Origin of the sequence: Corallococcus sp. bb12-1, assembly GCF_026626765.1 — a bacterium.
In the GTDB taxonomy this organism is placed as follows: Bacteria; Myxococcota; Myxococcia; order Myxococcales; family Myxococcaceae; genus Corallococcus; species Corallococcus terminator.
On sequence record NZ_JAPNJZ010000028.1, the window covers coordinates 40,175 to 53,442 of the forward strand.

Consider the following 13,268-nt stretch of genomic DNA (forward strand, 5'->3'; position numbering starts at 1 on the left):
CGTTCGCCTTTGCGTCAGCCGCGATTCGGTTCCCCGCCAAAGCGAAGGAGCCGCAGGAGCTGTTCGGGCGACAGGGCAGCGGCGCCATCCGCTTCGGACAGGAGGCTGTCGGCCAGGTCCCGCTTGTCCGCATGGAGGGCGAGGATGGCCTCCTCGATGGTGCCCTCGGAGACGAAGCGGGACACGGTGACGGGGCGCGTCTGGCCAATGCGGTGGGCCCGGTCGGAGGCCTGGTCCTCCACGGCGGGGTTCCACCACGGATCCAGATGGAGCACATGGTCGGCGGCGGTGAGGTTGAGCCCGGTGCCGCCCGCCTTGAGCGAGATGAGGAACAGCGCGCCCTCCCCCCGCTGGAAGGCATCCACGCGAGCCTGACGCTCCGCGGGCGGTGTCTGTCCATCCAGGTACTGGAACGTGATGCCCCGGGCCTCCAGCGCCTCGCGCACGAGCGCCAGATGCCGGACGAACTGGCTGAAGACCAGCGCGCGGCTGCCCTGCGAAAGCAGCTCCTCCACCCGCTCCATGAAGCGCTCCAGCTTGGAGGAGGACGGGCCCGCGTCCGGATCCACCAGCCGGGGATGACACGCCGCCAGCCGCAGTCGCGTGAGCGCGGCCAGCAGTTCGAAGCGCCGCTCCTGTCCGGGAGCCTCCTCCCCCATGCGCGCCAGCGCCGCGAGTCGCACGTCGTCGTACCGCCGCCGCTCGTCGTCCGACAACGTGACGGGCACCACGGTGTCGATACGCGGGGGCAACTCCCGCGCCACCTCCGCCTTGGTGCGGCGCAGGAGGAAGGGACGCACCACCCGGACGAGTGACGCGCGGGCCAGCGCGTCCCAGTCGCGCTCGATGGGGACGGCGAACCGCGAGTGGAAGGACTCGCGCCCGCCCAGCAGCCCGGGGAAGAGCAGGTGGAAGAGGCTCCACAGCTCAGACAGGCGGTTCTCCACCGGCGTGCCGGTGAGGGCCACCCGGGCCTCGGCCTTCACGGCGCGCAGCGCGCGGGCCCGGGCGGTGTCCGGGTTCTTCGCCGCCTGCGCCTCGTCCACGACCAGCGTGGCGAAGGACACATCGCGCAGTCGCTCGGCGTCCTTCACGAGCAGCCCGTAGCTGATGATCAGCACGTCCTTCGGTCCCAGCCGGGACGGCAGGACTTCCCGGTCACCGTCCCGCCAGACATGCAGGCGCAGCGAGGGCGCGAAGCGGGCCGCCTCACGCGTCCAGTTGCCGCAGACGGACGTGGGAGCCACCACCATCGCGGGGCCGTCTTCCGCGCGGTACAGCAGCAGGGCCAGCGCCTGGAGCGTCTTGCCCAGGCCCATGTCGTCCGCCAGGCACGCGCCCGCGCCCCAGGCGCACAGCCGCGCGAGCCACACGAAGCCCTCGTGCTGGTAGTCCCGCAGCTTCGCCTTCAGGCCCCGGGGCACGCGCACCGACAGCGCCCGGGCCTCCCGGATGCGCCGCTCCAGCTTGCGCCAGTCCGGAGGCAGCTTGACCCGCGCGCCGGCCTCCGCGAGTGCCTCCAGCGCGGGCACCGCCGCGGCGCTCACCTCCAGTCCCTGGCGCGCGGGGTGGGTCGCGTCCGCGAGCGGGGTGAGCTGTTCGCGCAGCGCCTCCGTGAGCCGCAGCCAGCGGCCCTTGCCCAGGGGGACGTAGCGCTGGCGGCGGCGCACGGCTTCCAGCAGGACGGCCAACTCCACCCGCGCCCCCTCCAGCACCACCCCACCCTTCACGCCGAGCCAGTCGTGCTCGCGTGAGACCTCCACCCGCAGGCTCGCGGCGCCGGGCGGGTGCACCACCGTCCACGGCTGCTCCTCCCACTCCACGCGCACCCCGGGCCCCGTGAGCGGCTCCAGGGCCTCCAGCAGGTGGAGCGAGTCCTCCACGCTGTCGCGTTTGAAGCGGTAGGCCCCCACGGGCAATGACAGACGTTCGAGCAGGCCATCCGCTTCGGCCCGCTCCGCGTCCCGATCACGGAGGGCCCTGACCCGTTCCCCGCCACGCTGTCCGCGCACCACGGGAGCGCCGCCGTCCACCGGTTGGGGTGGCCCCTCCGGAAGGGGCCGCGCGAACAGCGAGCCATCCAGGGAGGACTCCCCCACCGCGCGCAACCGCACGAGCAGGCCGGGCTGGGGCTCCACCGGGCGGGCCTCCAGGGCCGGGGGCAACGACACGGGAAAGACCGCCTCCAGCGCGGAGAGCTGCCCCAGGAGCGCATCGCGCTGGCGCTCGGACACGCGGGTGCCGTGGACGCTCAGGCTGTCGAGCAGCCCCAGCGCCTCGGGAGGAACGGCCACCAGGGTGACGCTCGGAAGTTCGGGCTCCACGAGCAGCCAGGGAAATGGGGCGCCGGGGCCGGACGGGGGTGGCCACAGGGCCTGCGTGTCCACGGCGCGCCCGTCCACCGCCGGCCGCAAGCGCAGCGCCTGCCCCTCCTGCTCCAGGGCGAACCCCAGCGGGGCCTCCCGCACCTGGACAGGGGCGTCGGGCGCGCCGGCGAGGCGCAGGCGGGAACTGCGTGTGAGGGCACGCAGGGTCTGGAGGAGCAACGGATAGGCATCCGCCATGACGTTGCTTCCGTAATAGGATGACGCCAGGGAGCGTCCCGCCTCGATGAAAGCGAAGGCCTGCTGCTCCTCCGGATCTCGGAGCACGGTGGCCACCTTTTCCCGTTCATACGTCGTGACGGCGGTGCCCTTGGACCAGCGTCCTACGCCCACCGGATGGTGCAGCAGGGCCTTCAGGGTCCAGCGCCCCGAAGCCTCGGGTGCCAGGCGGAAGGTGACCGATTGCTCCGTATCGGGGGCGGCCTCGCGGAGCTGGCGAGCCAGGAAGGTCGTCTCCAGGGCCGCGAGGATCTCACGTCCAGGGGCTTCGAAGAGCAGCTCCGCCAGCTTCGCGGCGCGCGCGGACTGCTTCGGGCGGCGCAACAGTTCCAGCGTCGCGTCCACGGCGGACAGGGCATGGACGCAGTGGGCCTCGGTCGTCTTGGGTGAGCATGGGCAGGCCAGTCCGGGACGGTCCTCCAGCAGCGCTCGTGGATCGAGCAGGACGGGACGCCGGTCCTCTGAGCCGGCCCGGACGAAGGGGTTCCCCCACGCCTCCAGCTCCGGCTCCGAGACCTTGATGAGCACGGGTCGCTCCTGAAGCGTGACGGTGGGCATCCGCTCCAGCAAGCGCGGCAGGGCCTGTGCCCGCACGCGAGCGCGGGCCCGGAGGAGCGCGTCCTGGAGCGGCGCCATGTGCGCATCCAGGGGTGGGGGCGGGGGTGGAGCGGAGGCCTCGCGGGCCAGACCCTGACGGCACCGCTCGGCTTCGTCACGCACCCAGGTCCAGGCGGCGTCCGCGAGCTGCGTCCGCGTCCGCGTCTCCATGAACCGGAGCTTGGGAGAACCCTCCCACACGTCCACCACCGTGAGTTTGCGCAGGTCGTGGAGCACGTCGTGTTCGAAGGAGTGGGGCAGCAGAGGCTGCAACACGGCCACCGGCACGGTCCGGGCGCGAGTGGCCTGGTGCTCCACGAGCCAGGCCTCGATGGCCGTGGGTGAGGAAGGCCGCTCGGAGGTGCTGGACTTGGGCGGGGAGGGCTTGCCGCCTCGAGTGGGCGGACGCCATCGCGGATGGGAGTCGGTGCCCCCCAGCCACCGCAGACCTACGGCGACCGTGTGGGGACAGAGCCCCTCTCTCCAGTACTCGTCGCAATCACAGTGAAACAGCAGGCCTTCCGAGTCGGGGTCCACTCGAAGGGACGCATTGAACCGTCGCGCCCTGGCTTCGAACACCGTCCCTTCGATGTGCTCCGTGGACGGCGGCGCCAGCGTCACGCCGTACCGGGAGAGGAGCGCTTCCCCCCGGGCGAACAGCTCCGGTCCCGCGACTTCCCGCAGCAGTTCGAGGGTGAGCCGCTGCTGGAAGGGAAACCGGGATCGAGGGGCGTGGGAGCGGGACATGGACGAGGAGAAACCTACCCATGGAGTGGGGTCCTGGCCAGCCACATTGCCGGGTCCTCCCTGGGTTCTCCGCCCGCCCCCTCTGCGCTGCCGTGCCTCCTGTCAGGGGGGCGGGGAGGCATGCGTGCCCCGCCACGGCAGTCTCGCCAGGAGCCGTCAGGCCCCGAGCACCTGACGCAGCACGTTCAGGAAGTAGTTCTGACTCCCGACGTGCGTGGAATACGTGTTGGCGGACTGGTGGAGGCGCTGGGCGACGGCCTCGAACTCCGCCTGGCTGACATCGCGCAGGGACATGTACAGGCGGGCCGCGGCGCGCAGGTGGGAGAACAGCGGGTTCTTGTGCTGACCATCCGGCCGCCGCGCGAGGTGGCGGTAGAGCTGGGCGAACTCCTGGTCGTTCTCCGCGTGGCGCGTGTCGCGGCAGAAGCCGGCGGCGGTTGCTTCGATGAGGAAGAAGAACGGCTCGTATTCGAAGAACGGCGGCTTGTTGAAGTTGGGGGGCTGCCGGTCGCCGGTCCACAGCTTCGCGACGGGCTGCAGGTGCACGTGGGCGGTGAGGTCACCGAAGCGCACGGGCACCTCGTCGCCCACGGGCTTCACCCGGCCCTGCTCGTCCCGCTCCACCGGGATGAACAGGAGCCTGGGGTCGTCCACCTTCACGCCCGCCTTCTCCAACTCCGCCACCACGTTCGCGTCCATTGCGTTGATGTTCCTCCGGTCCCTCCATCTACCGCGTCGCGCTCGGTTGTGCACCCGGCACGTCGGCCGGGCGAGCAGGCGCCGCGGACTCCACGGGGCGGTCCAGGTGCCCTCCCCCTCTGGCGGGCCCCTGGGGACGATAGGATTCGCGGGCCCATGACCCGGAACGAGATCCGCGAAGCCATCCAGTCCCTCTTCGCCGTGTTCGACGCGGAGGTCGATACCCCCACGCGCGAGCGCGACCTGCGACGGGCGCTCGACAGGCTCGCGATGGCCTCCCACTTCGTGGACGTGGAGTTCGACCCGAGCGCACCCTCACCGGACGACGTTCCCTCCACGCCCTACAAAGAACTCAGCCAGCGGCTCGGTCAGCTCTTCCCCGGACTGGGCTACTACAGCGTGTCGCTCGACAGCACGGACCTGGGAGAGGAGAAGCCCGGGATTGGGGATGCCATCGATGACCTGACGGACATCGCGCGCGACCTTCAGGAGGTGCTGCTGCGGTGGGAGACCAGCGAGGTGGATGCCCTTTGGCATTTCCAATTCAACTTCGGGGCCCACTGGGGCCAGCACCTCCGCGCGCTCCAGTTGCACCTGCACGAACGGGCCTACTGAGGCACGAACCCGGTCAGCATCCATGAAAGGCTCCGTCAGGAGCCCATCATGACCACGACCTCGCGCACGCTCTATCGACCTGTCGGCTTCCGGGAGCTGGAGCTCATCCTGGACGCGGACGCGCGGGCCTTTCCGCCCCGCCTCCCCGAGCAGCCCATCTTCTACCCGGTGCTCAACTCGGAGTACGCCGAGCAGATCGCCCGTAACTGGAACACACCGGACGAGGCCTCCGGTTACGCCGGCTTCGTCACCGCGTTCGACGTGGACGCGGAGTACCTGAAGCGGTTCGACGTGAAGGTCGTAGGAGCGTTGCGGCACCAGGAGCTGTGGGTGCCCGCCGAGGAGTTGTCGGAGTTCAACGCCCACATCCAGGGACGGATCCGCGTGACGCACGCCTTCTATGGTTCGCGCTACCAGGGCCCCCGTGTGCTGACTCCGGAGCCGGGCGAGGATCCGCGTCATCAACTCCAGGCGCTCAGTCACCTGCTCGCGGTCTCGCCCGTGGACTTAGACAAGGTGATTGACGCTCATTGGCAGTGCGTCTTCATCAACCACGGTTTCTGGTCGGTGGCGCCAGCCCGGGAGCAGGGGCTTTCCGAGTCCGCTCGCGAGCAGGTCTTGCAATCAATTGCAGCGGCCTGGGAGAAGGTACGTCCCGACCTTCCCCTCCCTCCGGGATACCGAATGGGAGAAGTGTGACTTTCGATTGGAATCGTCAGGTCGCGGCGCCAATGCGTGACACGAAGAGGCCGAACTTCTGGGTGTGACGTTCGCGCCGGCACCAATCCTCGATGACGGTCAGAGCCACCTCATTCGCTCGTGCGTGGAAGACGGCGATCGCCTGTTCCAAACCGCTGAAGTCATTCCAGAAGAGAAAAGACGCGAGTCGATCACGGCATGAGTCGGTGGGCGACAGAACATGCAGCACCTCGTCGTCACGGCGGACGGTGCTCCAGCTCTTGATCAAGTCGTCACCCACCGCCAGCGGCCCATTCGGAAACTCCAAAAGGAAGTGCGAGCGTGGGTGACGGTAGAAATCCCCCTTCCTGGTGAAGCCAAGCGCAGCCAGCGCCGCTTCGCCTCCCGTTCCCTTGAGGGTGATCACGAAGTCGAGGTCTCCTGATTGGTACGCCTCTGGCGCGTAGTAGGTCGCCGCGCTTCCGCCAGTGAGCACTGCGTGGAAGCCCTGGCGATCCAGTGCTGTGCACACGGTGAAGGCAATGTCCGTGAGCGACGACGTGGGCCCGATCACGGGAGCCCCGGCTTGCCAGCGCGGCGGGGGCGACGGCGGCGCGCGGCGAGCTTGGCCTGAAGGTCCCTGTCGTGCGCTCCGAGCGTCCAAAGCAGCGCGCTGAGTTCGGCGTGCGCGAAGTACCGCGGGTTCAGGGAGACCATACGAGTTCGCCCCATCAACCGACTGACGAGGATCGCTTCCCGTTCGAGCGACGCCAGAATGGATTGGACGGTGAAGGGGCGTACGCCGAGCAGAGCCGCCAATTCGCTGGGATAGGTTCCCTCGAGCAGACGGATGGCCACGAGCACCGACGTCCTGGTCGAGGTACCAAAGAGCCGAGAACCATCTTCGAGCACGAAGCAAACCTACCAATCTTCTTGGCGATATCGCCAATATCCTTGGTGATATCGCCAATTCCACACGCGCACTGGAAGCAAAAGAAAAGGGCCCTGAACCGAAGTCCAGGGCCCTCAAGTTCTTCACTCTGTGCCCAAGGGCGGAATCGAACCACCGACACGGGGATTTTCAGTCCCCTGCTCTACCGACTGAGCTACTTGGGCGTACTTCGCTGCGCACCGCGAACGGCAGCGCCGATCTACGGTTCCTGGCCTCCGCCGTCAACCTCTTTCCTCGCGCGCCCGTTTCCCACCCCTCCCCTCAGGCCGCCAGGCGCAGGGCTTCGCCGTCCCAGGCCGTGCACCCCGCCGTCAGCCGCTGACGCAGCTTCTGGCGCAGCCCCTGTTCGATCTGCCGGATGCGCACCGCCGTCACCCCGAAGCGCTGGGCCAGGAACTCCGCGCTCACCCCGTCCTCCACCAACATCCGCTCCTTCACCAGCGCCCGCTCCCTCGCGTCCAGCTCCGGCCAGGCCTCCGCCACGCTCTGGTGCAGCTTCTGCGCCCAGGCCCCCCGGTCCGCCACGTCCTCCGCCGAGTCCAGGTCCGACTCCAGCATGTCCAGCTGCGTCACATCCCCGTCCCACCCCAGCGGCGCATTCAACGACACGTCCTTGCTCAAGGCCTCCGTCCCCCGCGCCACCTCCTCCTCCCGCTTGCCCAGCGACTCCGCCAGCCGCTTCATCACCTCCGGATGGCCCTCGCCCCAGCGGGCCTCCAGCCGCGCCCGCTCGCGCCGCAACTGGAAGACAATCCACGGCGCCCGCCCGCCCGCCACACTCCAGGTGCGCGACACGTAGGCCCGGATGCGCGCGCGGATCCACTGCTGCGCGTACGCCCCGAACGGCACTCCCCGCTCCTCGAACCGGCGCGCCGCCTCCACCAGCCCCACGTTGCCTTCCGACATCAGCTCTTCCAGCGACAGGCCCGTCCACCGGTACTTCCAGGCCAGACGCCGGACCAGCTCCAGGTGCCCCCGCACCCGCAGTTCCACTTCCGCCGCATCCACCCCGCCCGCCACACCCTCCACCGTGGACTCGCGCTCCTCGTAGATGGCTTCCATGAACGCACCTCCCCAAGCAGTCCTCCGCACACCCATCGCGCGGTGACGGGCATAGAGATAAGCGGGCGCGACTCATAAAAAAATGAGCTAGTTTGGATGAATCCCTTCGGTTATTCCTAAGTGATGAACTGGCTCAACTACCACCATCTCCTGTATTTCTGGACGGTTGCGCGAGCCGGCAGCATCGCCAAGGCCAGCGAGGAGCTGCACCTCGCCCAGCCCACCATCAGCACCCAGATCAAGCTTCTCGAGGAATCCCTGGGCCACCAGCTCTTCGAGCGCAAGGGCCGCAAGCTGGTCCTCTCCGACGTGGGCCGCACCGTGATGCGCTACGCGGACGAGATCTTCCGCCTGGGCAACGAGCTGAAGAACGTCGTCTCCGGCCTGCCCACGGGGCAGCAGCTGCGCCTCAACGTGGGCGTGCTGGACGTCATCCCCAAGCTGGTGGCCGAACAGCTCCTCAAGCCCGCGCTGGATGCAGGGCCCTCGCTGCGCATCATCTGCCGCGAGAGCCCCCTGCCCCAGTTGCTCGCGCAGCTGGCGCTGCATGAACTGGACGTGGTGCTCGCGGACGCTCCCGGCTCCGAGCCCGTCAGCGTCCGGTCCTTCAACCACCTGCTGGGCAAGTGCGGCGTGACGTTCTTCGCGGCGGCTCCGCTCGCGCACCTGCGCAAGGACTTCCCGCGCTCACTCGACGGCGCGCCCATGCTGCTGCCTTCGGAGGACTCGTCGGTGCGCCGCTCGCTGGATTTGTGGTTCGAGCGCCAGGGCGTCCGTCCCCTCATCGCCGGGGACTTCGACGACAGCGCCCTGCTCCAGGCCTTCGGACAGAAGGGCCACGGCATCTTCGCCATGCCCTCCATCATCGATGCGGAGGTGCAGCGGCAGTTCAACGTCACCGCCATCGGGCACACCGACGAAATCGAGCAGTGCTTCTACGCCATCACCGTCGAGCGCCGCCTGCGCCACCCCGCCGTCGTCGCCATCGCCGAGGCCGCGCGCTCGCACATCTTCGGCGGGTGACACGCGCGCATCAGTCCTCCGCCCGGAACACCTCCGCGCCCGCCACCACCGTGGCCAGCACGCGCGCCTCCACCAGCGCCTGGGCGGTTCCCTCCAGCGGATCCTCGGACAGCGCGACGAAGTCCGCGTCCATGCCCGGCTTCAGCCTTCCGCGACGGACCTCTTCGAACGACGCCCACGCGGGCCCCACGGTGAAGCCCTCCAGGGACTCGGTCCCGCTCAGGCGCTCTTCGGGATACCAGCCCCCCTCGGGCCAGCCCTTCGCGTCCTGTCGCGTGCGCGCCGCGTAGAGCCCCGCGAGCACGTCCGGGTTCTCGATGGGGAAGTCACTGCCCAATGCCAGACGCGCGCCCGCGTCCTTCAGCGAGCGCCACGCATAGGCGCCCTTCAGCCGTTCGGCGCCCAGCCGCGTTTCTGCCCAGCGCATGTCGCTGGTGGCGTGCGTGGGCTGCACGCTGGCCACCAACCCCGCTGCGCCCAGGCGCTGGATGTCCTCCGGCCGCAATATCTGCGCGTGCTCCACGCGGTGGCGCAGGGCCTGCGTTCCCGTCCGCTCCGCGCCTCGCAACAGCACGTCCACCACCAGCGTGTTCGCCCGGTCTCCGATGGCGTGGATGCACACCTGGAAGCCCCGGGCCATGAAGGCCTGCGCGCGGGCTTCGAGCTCTTCGGGCGACAGCAGCAACAGGCCGCGCTGGCCGGGCTCGTCGCTGTAGTCCTCGTGCAGCGCCGCGCCGCGACTGCCCAGTGCGCCGTCCGCCAGGAACTTCACCGCGCGCATCGTCAGGTGACGGCCGTGCCAGGGCCCCTGCTCCAGGTAGCCGTGGCGCTCCTCGCCCTGGCCCGCGGCCATCGCGTAGACGCGCAGGGGCAGCGTTCCCTCCAGGTCCCACGCCTGCAAGCAGCGGAAGGCGTCCAGGTCCATGCCGGCGTCGTGCACGCCCGTGAGGCCGACCCGGGCACAGCGCTCCAGCGCCGCACGCAGACGCGTCTCCAACTGCTCACGCGTGGGTGCGGGCATGGCCGCGGTCACCGCGTCCATCGCGTTGTCCACCAGCACGCCCGTGGGCTCGCCCCGGTCGTCCCGGAGGATGCGGCCCCCTTCCGGATCCAGCGTGGTCCGCGTGATGCCCGAACGACGCAGCGCTTCGCCGTTCACCCAGGCCGCGTGATGATCCACCCGCGTGAGGCACACCGGGGTCCAGGGGAAGCGCTCGTCCAGCTCCGCACGGCCGGGGAACGCGGCGCCGGGCCACTCGTTCTGGTCCCAGCCCTTGCCGAGCAACCACTCCCCCTGGAAGCTGGAGGCGGGGGCCTGCGTCAGCCGTTGGACGACGTCCTCCACCGAGCGCGACCGCTCCAGCCGCACCGTCGTCAGGCTCCGCCCCAGGCCGTGCAGGTGCGCGTGCGCATCCACCAGTCCGGGCACCACCGTGGCCGTGCCCAGGTCCACCTCGCACGCCTCCGGTCCCGCCGCGGCGCGGACCTCATCGAGCGTCCCCACCGCGAGCACGCGTCCGTCGCGCACCGCCAGGGCCTGCGCGCGCGGACGCTCCGGTTCCAGCGTCCACACCCGCGCGGCCTTGTAGATCGTGGTCTTCGACATCATGCCGGGCAGACTACCCGGCTTCGGAGGCACCACCGTCGATGCCCGGCGCGTTGATGGGGCCGGCGGGGCCAGCGGGGTCGCTGGGCACGTTCTGGGTGGGCTCGCGGACCGTGTCCGGACCCTGGAGGGGTTCCTGGTTCTCCGTCCCCGGGGGCTGGGTGGTCTTGCAGGCCACCGCTCCCGCGGTCAGGCCCAGAGCAGCGATGAGCAGCACGGCACGGCGCATGAAACCTCCTGAGGATGTGCGAGAGGCCGACCCTAGGGAGGTGCGTCCTCTCCCAGCAACGCGCATCCCCTGCAACGTCCACCATTGGATGCCCAGGGTGGCCCCCGAGCCTCCCCTGGCCGGACGCTCCCCGAGCCCTCGACCTTGGATCCCTGTCACCTCTCGCGGGGATGAGCAGTGTTGCCAAGGCCGGTGTGCATGCAGGACGTGCGCACTGGAAGGAAGCGACCACCATGCGGGAGAACTTCGACAGAGGGTCGGGAGCCATCCGTTTCGCGGAGGCCCGACGCCGTCACGGGCTCTGGGCCTGGGTCGTGCTCTTCCTCTTCACCGGCCTTTTCGCTTCGGCAGGCCCCGCGACCGCTTCTTCCTCCGTCATCGCCCGGTGTGAGTTGGAGGGCGTGGTGGATGCGGGTTCCGGCGCCTATCTCGCGGACTGCGTGAAGCGCGCGGAAGGCCAGGGGGCCCAGGCGCTGCTCGTGCGGCTGGACACTCCGGGCGGTTCCCTGGAGGCCACCCGCACCATCGTGCGGGCCTTCCTGGGCTCGCGCGTGCCCGTGCTCGTGTGGGTGGGTCCTTCGGGTGCGCATGCCGGCAGCGCGGGCGTCTTCATCGCGCTCGCCTCGAACGTGAGCGCCATGGCTCCCGGGACGAACATCGGCGCCGCGCATCCCGTGGGCGCCATGGGCGAGGACGTGGAACAGGACGGCGGCGAACAGCTCGCCCGGAAGATTGAGAACGACACCGTGGCCTTCGCGGAAGGCATCGCCCGGCAGCGGGGACGCAATGCCGAATGGGCCGCCGCCGCCGTGCGCGACAGCGCCAGCGTCCCCGCCGACCGCGCCGTGGAACTGCGCGTGGTGGAGCTCGTCGCGCCCACCGAGGACGCGTTCCTCTCCGCCGTCGAGGGTCGCCGCGTGGAGGTCGCGGGCGGCGAGACCGTGACGCTCGCCACGCGCTATGCCCAGGTCGTGTCGATGGAGCCGGGGCTGTCGCAGCGGGTGGTGCATGCGCTCGCGCAGCCGTCCATCGTCTACCTGCTGTTCCTCGTCGCGGCGCTGGGATTGGTGGTGGAGCTGTCCCATCCGGGCGCGGTGGCGCCGGGGCTCGTGGGCGTCGTGGCGCTGGTGCTCGCGCTGGTCGCTTCGGCCACGCTGCCGGTGCGCTCCGGGGCGCTGGTGCTGATGCTCGTGGGCGTGGGGCTCATCATCGCGGAGCTCTTCGTCACCAGTGGGCTGCTGGGCGCTTCGGGCGTGGGCCTGTTGATATTGGGCGGCGTGTTCCTGGTGGACCGCTTCGAACCGGGCTGGTTCGTGGAGCCCTCCTTCCGACTGTCGTGGGGCGTGATGCTGCCCACCGCCTTCGTGCTCGCGGGGGCCGCGGCCTTCGTCGCGTACCGCAGCGCCCAGACGCGCCGGCTGCCACAACTGGGCGGTGACGCGGGGCTCGTCGGGGAGGCGGGCACCGCGTTGGGGCCCGTCACGCCTTCGGGCGGCGAGGTGTTCGTCCACGGCGAGCGCTGGCGTGCCGTCTCCTTCACGCCCATCCACGAGGGCGCCCGCGTGGTGGTGCGCGCCGTGGAAGGACTCACCCTTACCGTCGCGGAGGCGATGCCATGAACGAACTGTTCGGCGCCCTGGGATACCTCATCCCCCTGGCCCTGTTGTTCCTCCTCTTCGCCTCCGGCGTGCGCATCGTCACCGAGTACCAGAACGGCGTCGTGTTCCGGCTGGGCCGCTTCGTGGGCCTCAAGCGCGCGGGCTTCAGGTGGCTCATCCCGTTCATCGAACGCATGGTCATCATCGACCTGCGCACCGTGGCGCGCGACGTGCCTCCGCAGGACGTCATCACCAAGGACAACGTCAGCGTGAAGGTCAACGCCGTCGTCTACTTCCGCGTCATCCAGGCGGACAAGGCCGTGCTCCAGGTGGAGGACTACCTGTACGCCACCAGCCAGATTGCGCAGACGACCCTGCGCGCCATCCTGGGCCAGGTGGAGCTGGACGAGCTGCTGTCCCAGCGCGAGCGCATCAACCACGAACTTCAACAGGTCTTGGATGCGCGCACCGACCCGTGGGGCGTCAAGGTGTCCAACGTGGAGGTGAAGCACATCGACCTGCCGGCGGAGATGCAGCGGGCCATCGCTCGACAGGCGGAGGCGGAACGTGAGCGCCGCGCGAAGATCATCGCCGCGGAGGGCGAACACCAGGCTGCGGAGAAGCTCGCCCAGGCCGCGGATGTGCTCAGCCGCAACCCCGCCACCCTCCAGCTTCGCTACCTCCAGACGCTGGTGGAGATCACCGGCGGCGGCAACCACACCATCCTGCCCATCCCGTTGGACCTGATCCGCACGTTCGGCGCGGCGGTCGCGCAACCGCCGCGTCCGGAGCCTTCACGGCGTGAGAGCGACGAGGAGGACGAGGACATGTCGCCCGGTGCCGGACTGTCCTGAAGCGC

The 13,268-nt window shown here is 69.8% G+C and carries 12 protein-coding genes and 1 tRNA gene; 5 read left to right on the forward strand and 8 right to left on the reverse strand.

The genetic code is table 11. The features are described 5' to 3' along the window. Window positions 1–14 precede the first annotated feature (14 nt). Both OV208_RS34040 and OV208_RS34045 read right to left on the reverse strand, forming a co-directional pair. The gene (locus OV208_RS34040; RefSeq protein WP_267578100.1) at window positions 15–3,947 is read right to left on the reverse strand and encodes a DEAD/DEAH box helicase; all 3,933 of its coding nucleotides are present in this window, start codon (window positions 3,945–3,947) and stop codon (window positions 15–17) included. A 156-nt stretch (window positions 3,948–4,103) separates the two neighbouring features. Then, on the reverse strand, window positions 4,104–4,646 hold the full coding sequence (locus OV208_RS34045; RefSeq protein WP_267578101.1) for a hypothetical protein: 543 nt from the start codon (window positions 4,644–4,646) through the stop codon (window positions 4,104–4,106). A 156-nt stretch (window positions 4,647–4,802) separates the two neighbouring features. Here OV208_RS34045 and OV208_RS34050 point away from each other — a divergent pair, with 156 nt between their 5' ends. After that, complete coding sequence (locus tag OV208_RS34050; protein WP_267578102.1) at window positions 4,803–5,261, forward strand: DUF5063 domain-containing protein; 459 nt, start codon at window positions 4,803–4,805, stop codon at window positions 5,259–5,261. 48 nt (window positions 5,262–5,309) lie between these two features. Continuing rightward, a complete protein-coding gene (locus OV208_RS34055; protein ID WP_267578103.1) occupies window positions 5,310–5,960 on the forward strand; it encodes a hypothetical protein in 651 nt (216 codons plus the stop codon). 16 nt (window positions 5,961–5,976) lie between these two features. Here the strand turns inward: OV208_RS34055 and OV208_RS34060 are convergent, their stop codons facing one another. The 4 genes from OV208_RS34060 to OV208_RS34075 all read right to left on the reverse strand — a co-directional run bounded on the left by OV208_RS34060 (window position 5,977) and on the right by OV208_RS34075 (window position 7,953). Continuing rightward, window positions 5,977–6,366: a hypothetical protein gene (locus OV208_RS34060; protein WP_267578104.1), complete on the reverse strand. Its 390-nt coding sequence runs from the start codon at window positions 6,364–6,366 to the stop codon at window positions 5,977–5,979. 143 nt (window positions 6,367–6,509) lie between these two features. Further along, window positions 6,510–6,851, reverse strand: a complete 342-nt coding sequence (locus tag OV208_RS34065) for a hypothetical protein (protein WP_267578105.1) — start codon at window positions 6,849–6,851, stop codon at window positions 6,510–6,512. A 131-nt stretch (window positions 6,852–6,982) separates the two neighbouring features. Next, window positions 6,983–7,055 (reverse strand) — tRNA-Phe (locus tag OV208_RS34070). Window positions 7,056–7,152: 97 nt separating this feature from the next. Continuing rightward, window positions 7,153–7,953 (reverse strand): sigma-70 family RNA polymerase sigma factor, encoded by an 801-nt coding sequence (locus tag OV208_RS34075; RefSeq protein ID WP_267578106.1) that lies wholly within the window; start codon window positions 7,951–7,953, stop codon window positions 7,153–7,155. Between the two features lie 123 nt (window positions 7,954–8,076). On the opposite strand from OV208_RS34075, the gene nhaR reads away from it, so the two are divergent. Further along, the gene (gene nhaR / locus OV208_RS34080) at window positions 8,077–8,976 is read left to right on the forward strand and encodes a transcriptional activator NhaR (protein ID WP_120545196.1); all 900 of its coding nucleotides are present in this window, start codon (window positions 8,077–8,079) and stop codon (window positions 8,974–8,976) included. Between the two features lie 10 nt (window positions 8,977–8,986). Here nhaR and OV208_RS34085 read toward each other — a convergent pair whose 3' ends face one another. After that, complete coding sequence (locus OV208_RS34085; protein ID WP_267578107.1) at window positions 8,987–10,585, reverse strand: amidohydrolase; 1,599 nt, start codon at window positions 10,583–10,585, stop codon at window positions 8,987–8,989. A 10-nt stretch (window positions 10,586–10,595) separates the two neighbouring features. Further along, window positions 10,596–10,811 (reverse strand): hypothetical protein, encoded by a 216-nt coding sequence (locus OV208_RS34090; protein WP_267578108.1) that lies wholly within the window; start codon window positions 10,809–10,811, stop codon window positions 10,596–10,598. A gap of 233 nt (window positions 10,812–11,044) precedes the next feature. Here OV208_RS34090 and OV208_RS34095 point away from each other — a divergent pair, with 233 nt between their 5' ends. Further along, a complete protein-coding gene (locus OV208_RS34095) occupies window positions 11,045–12,430 on the forward strand; it encodes an NfeD family protein (RefSeq protein WP_267578109.1) in 1,386 nt (461 codons plus the stop codon). After that, window positions 12,427–13,263 (forward strand): slipin family protein, encoded by an 837-nt coding sequence (locus OV208_RS34100; RefSeq protein ID WP_267578110.1) that lies wholly within the window; start codon window positions 12,427–12,429, stop codon window positions 13,261–13,263. Before OV208_RS34095 ends, OV208_RS34100 begins: the two co-directional genes overlap by 4 nt. Window positions 13,264–13,268 lie beyond the last annotated feature (5 nt).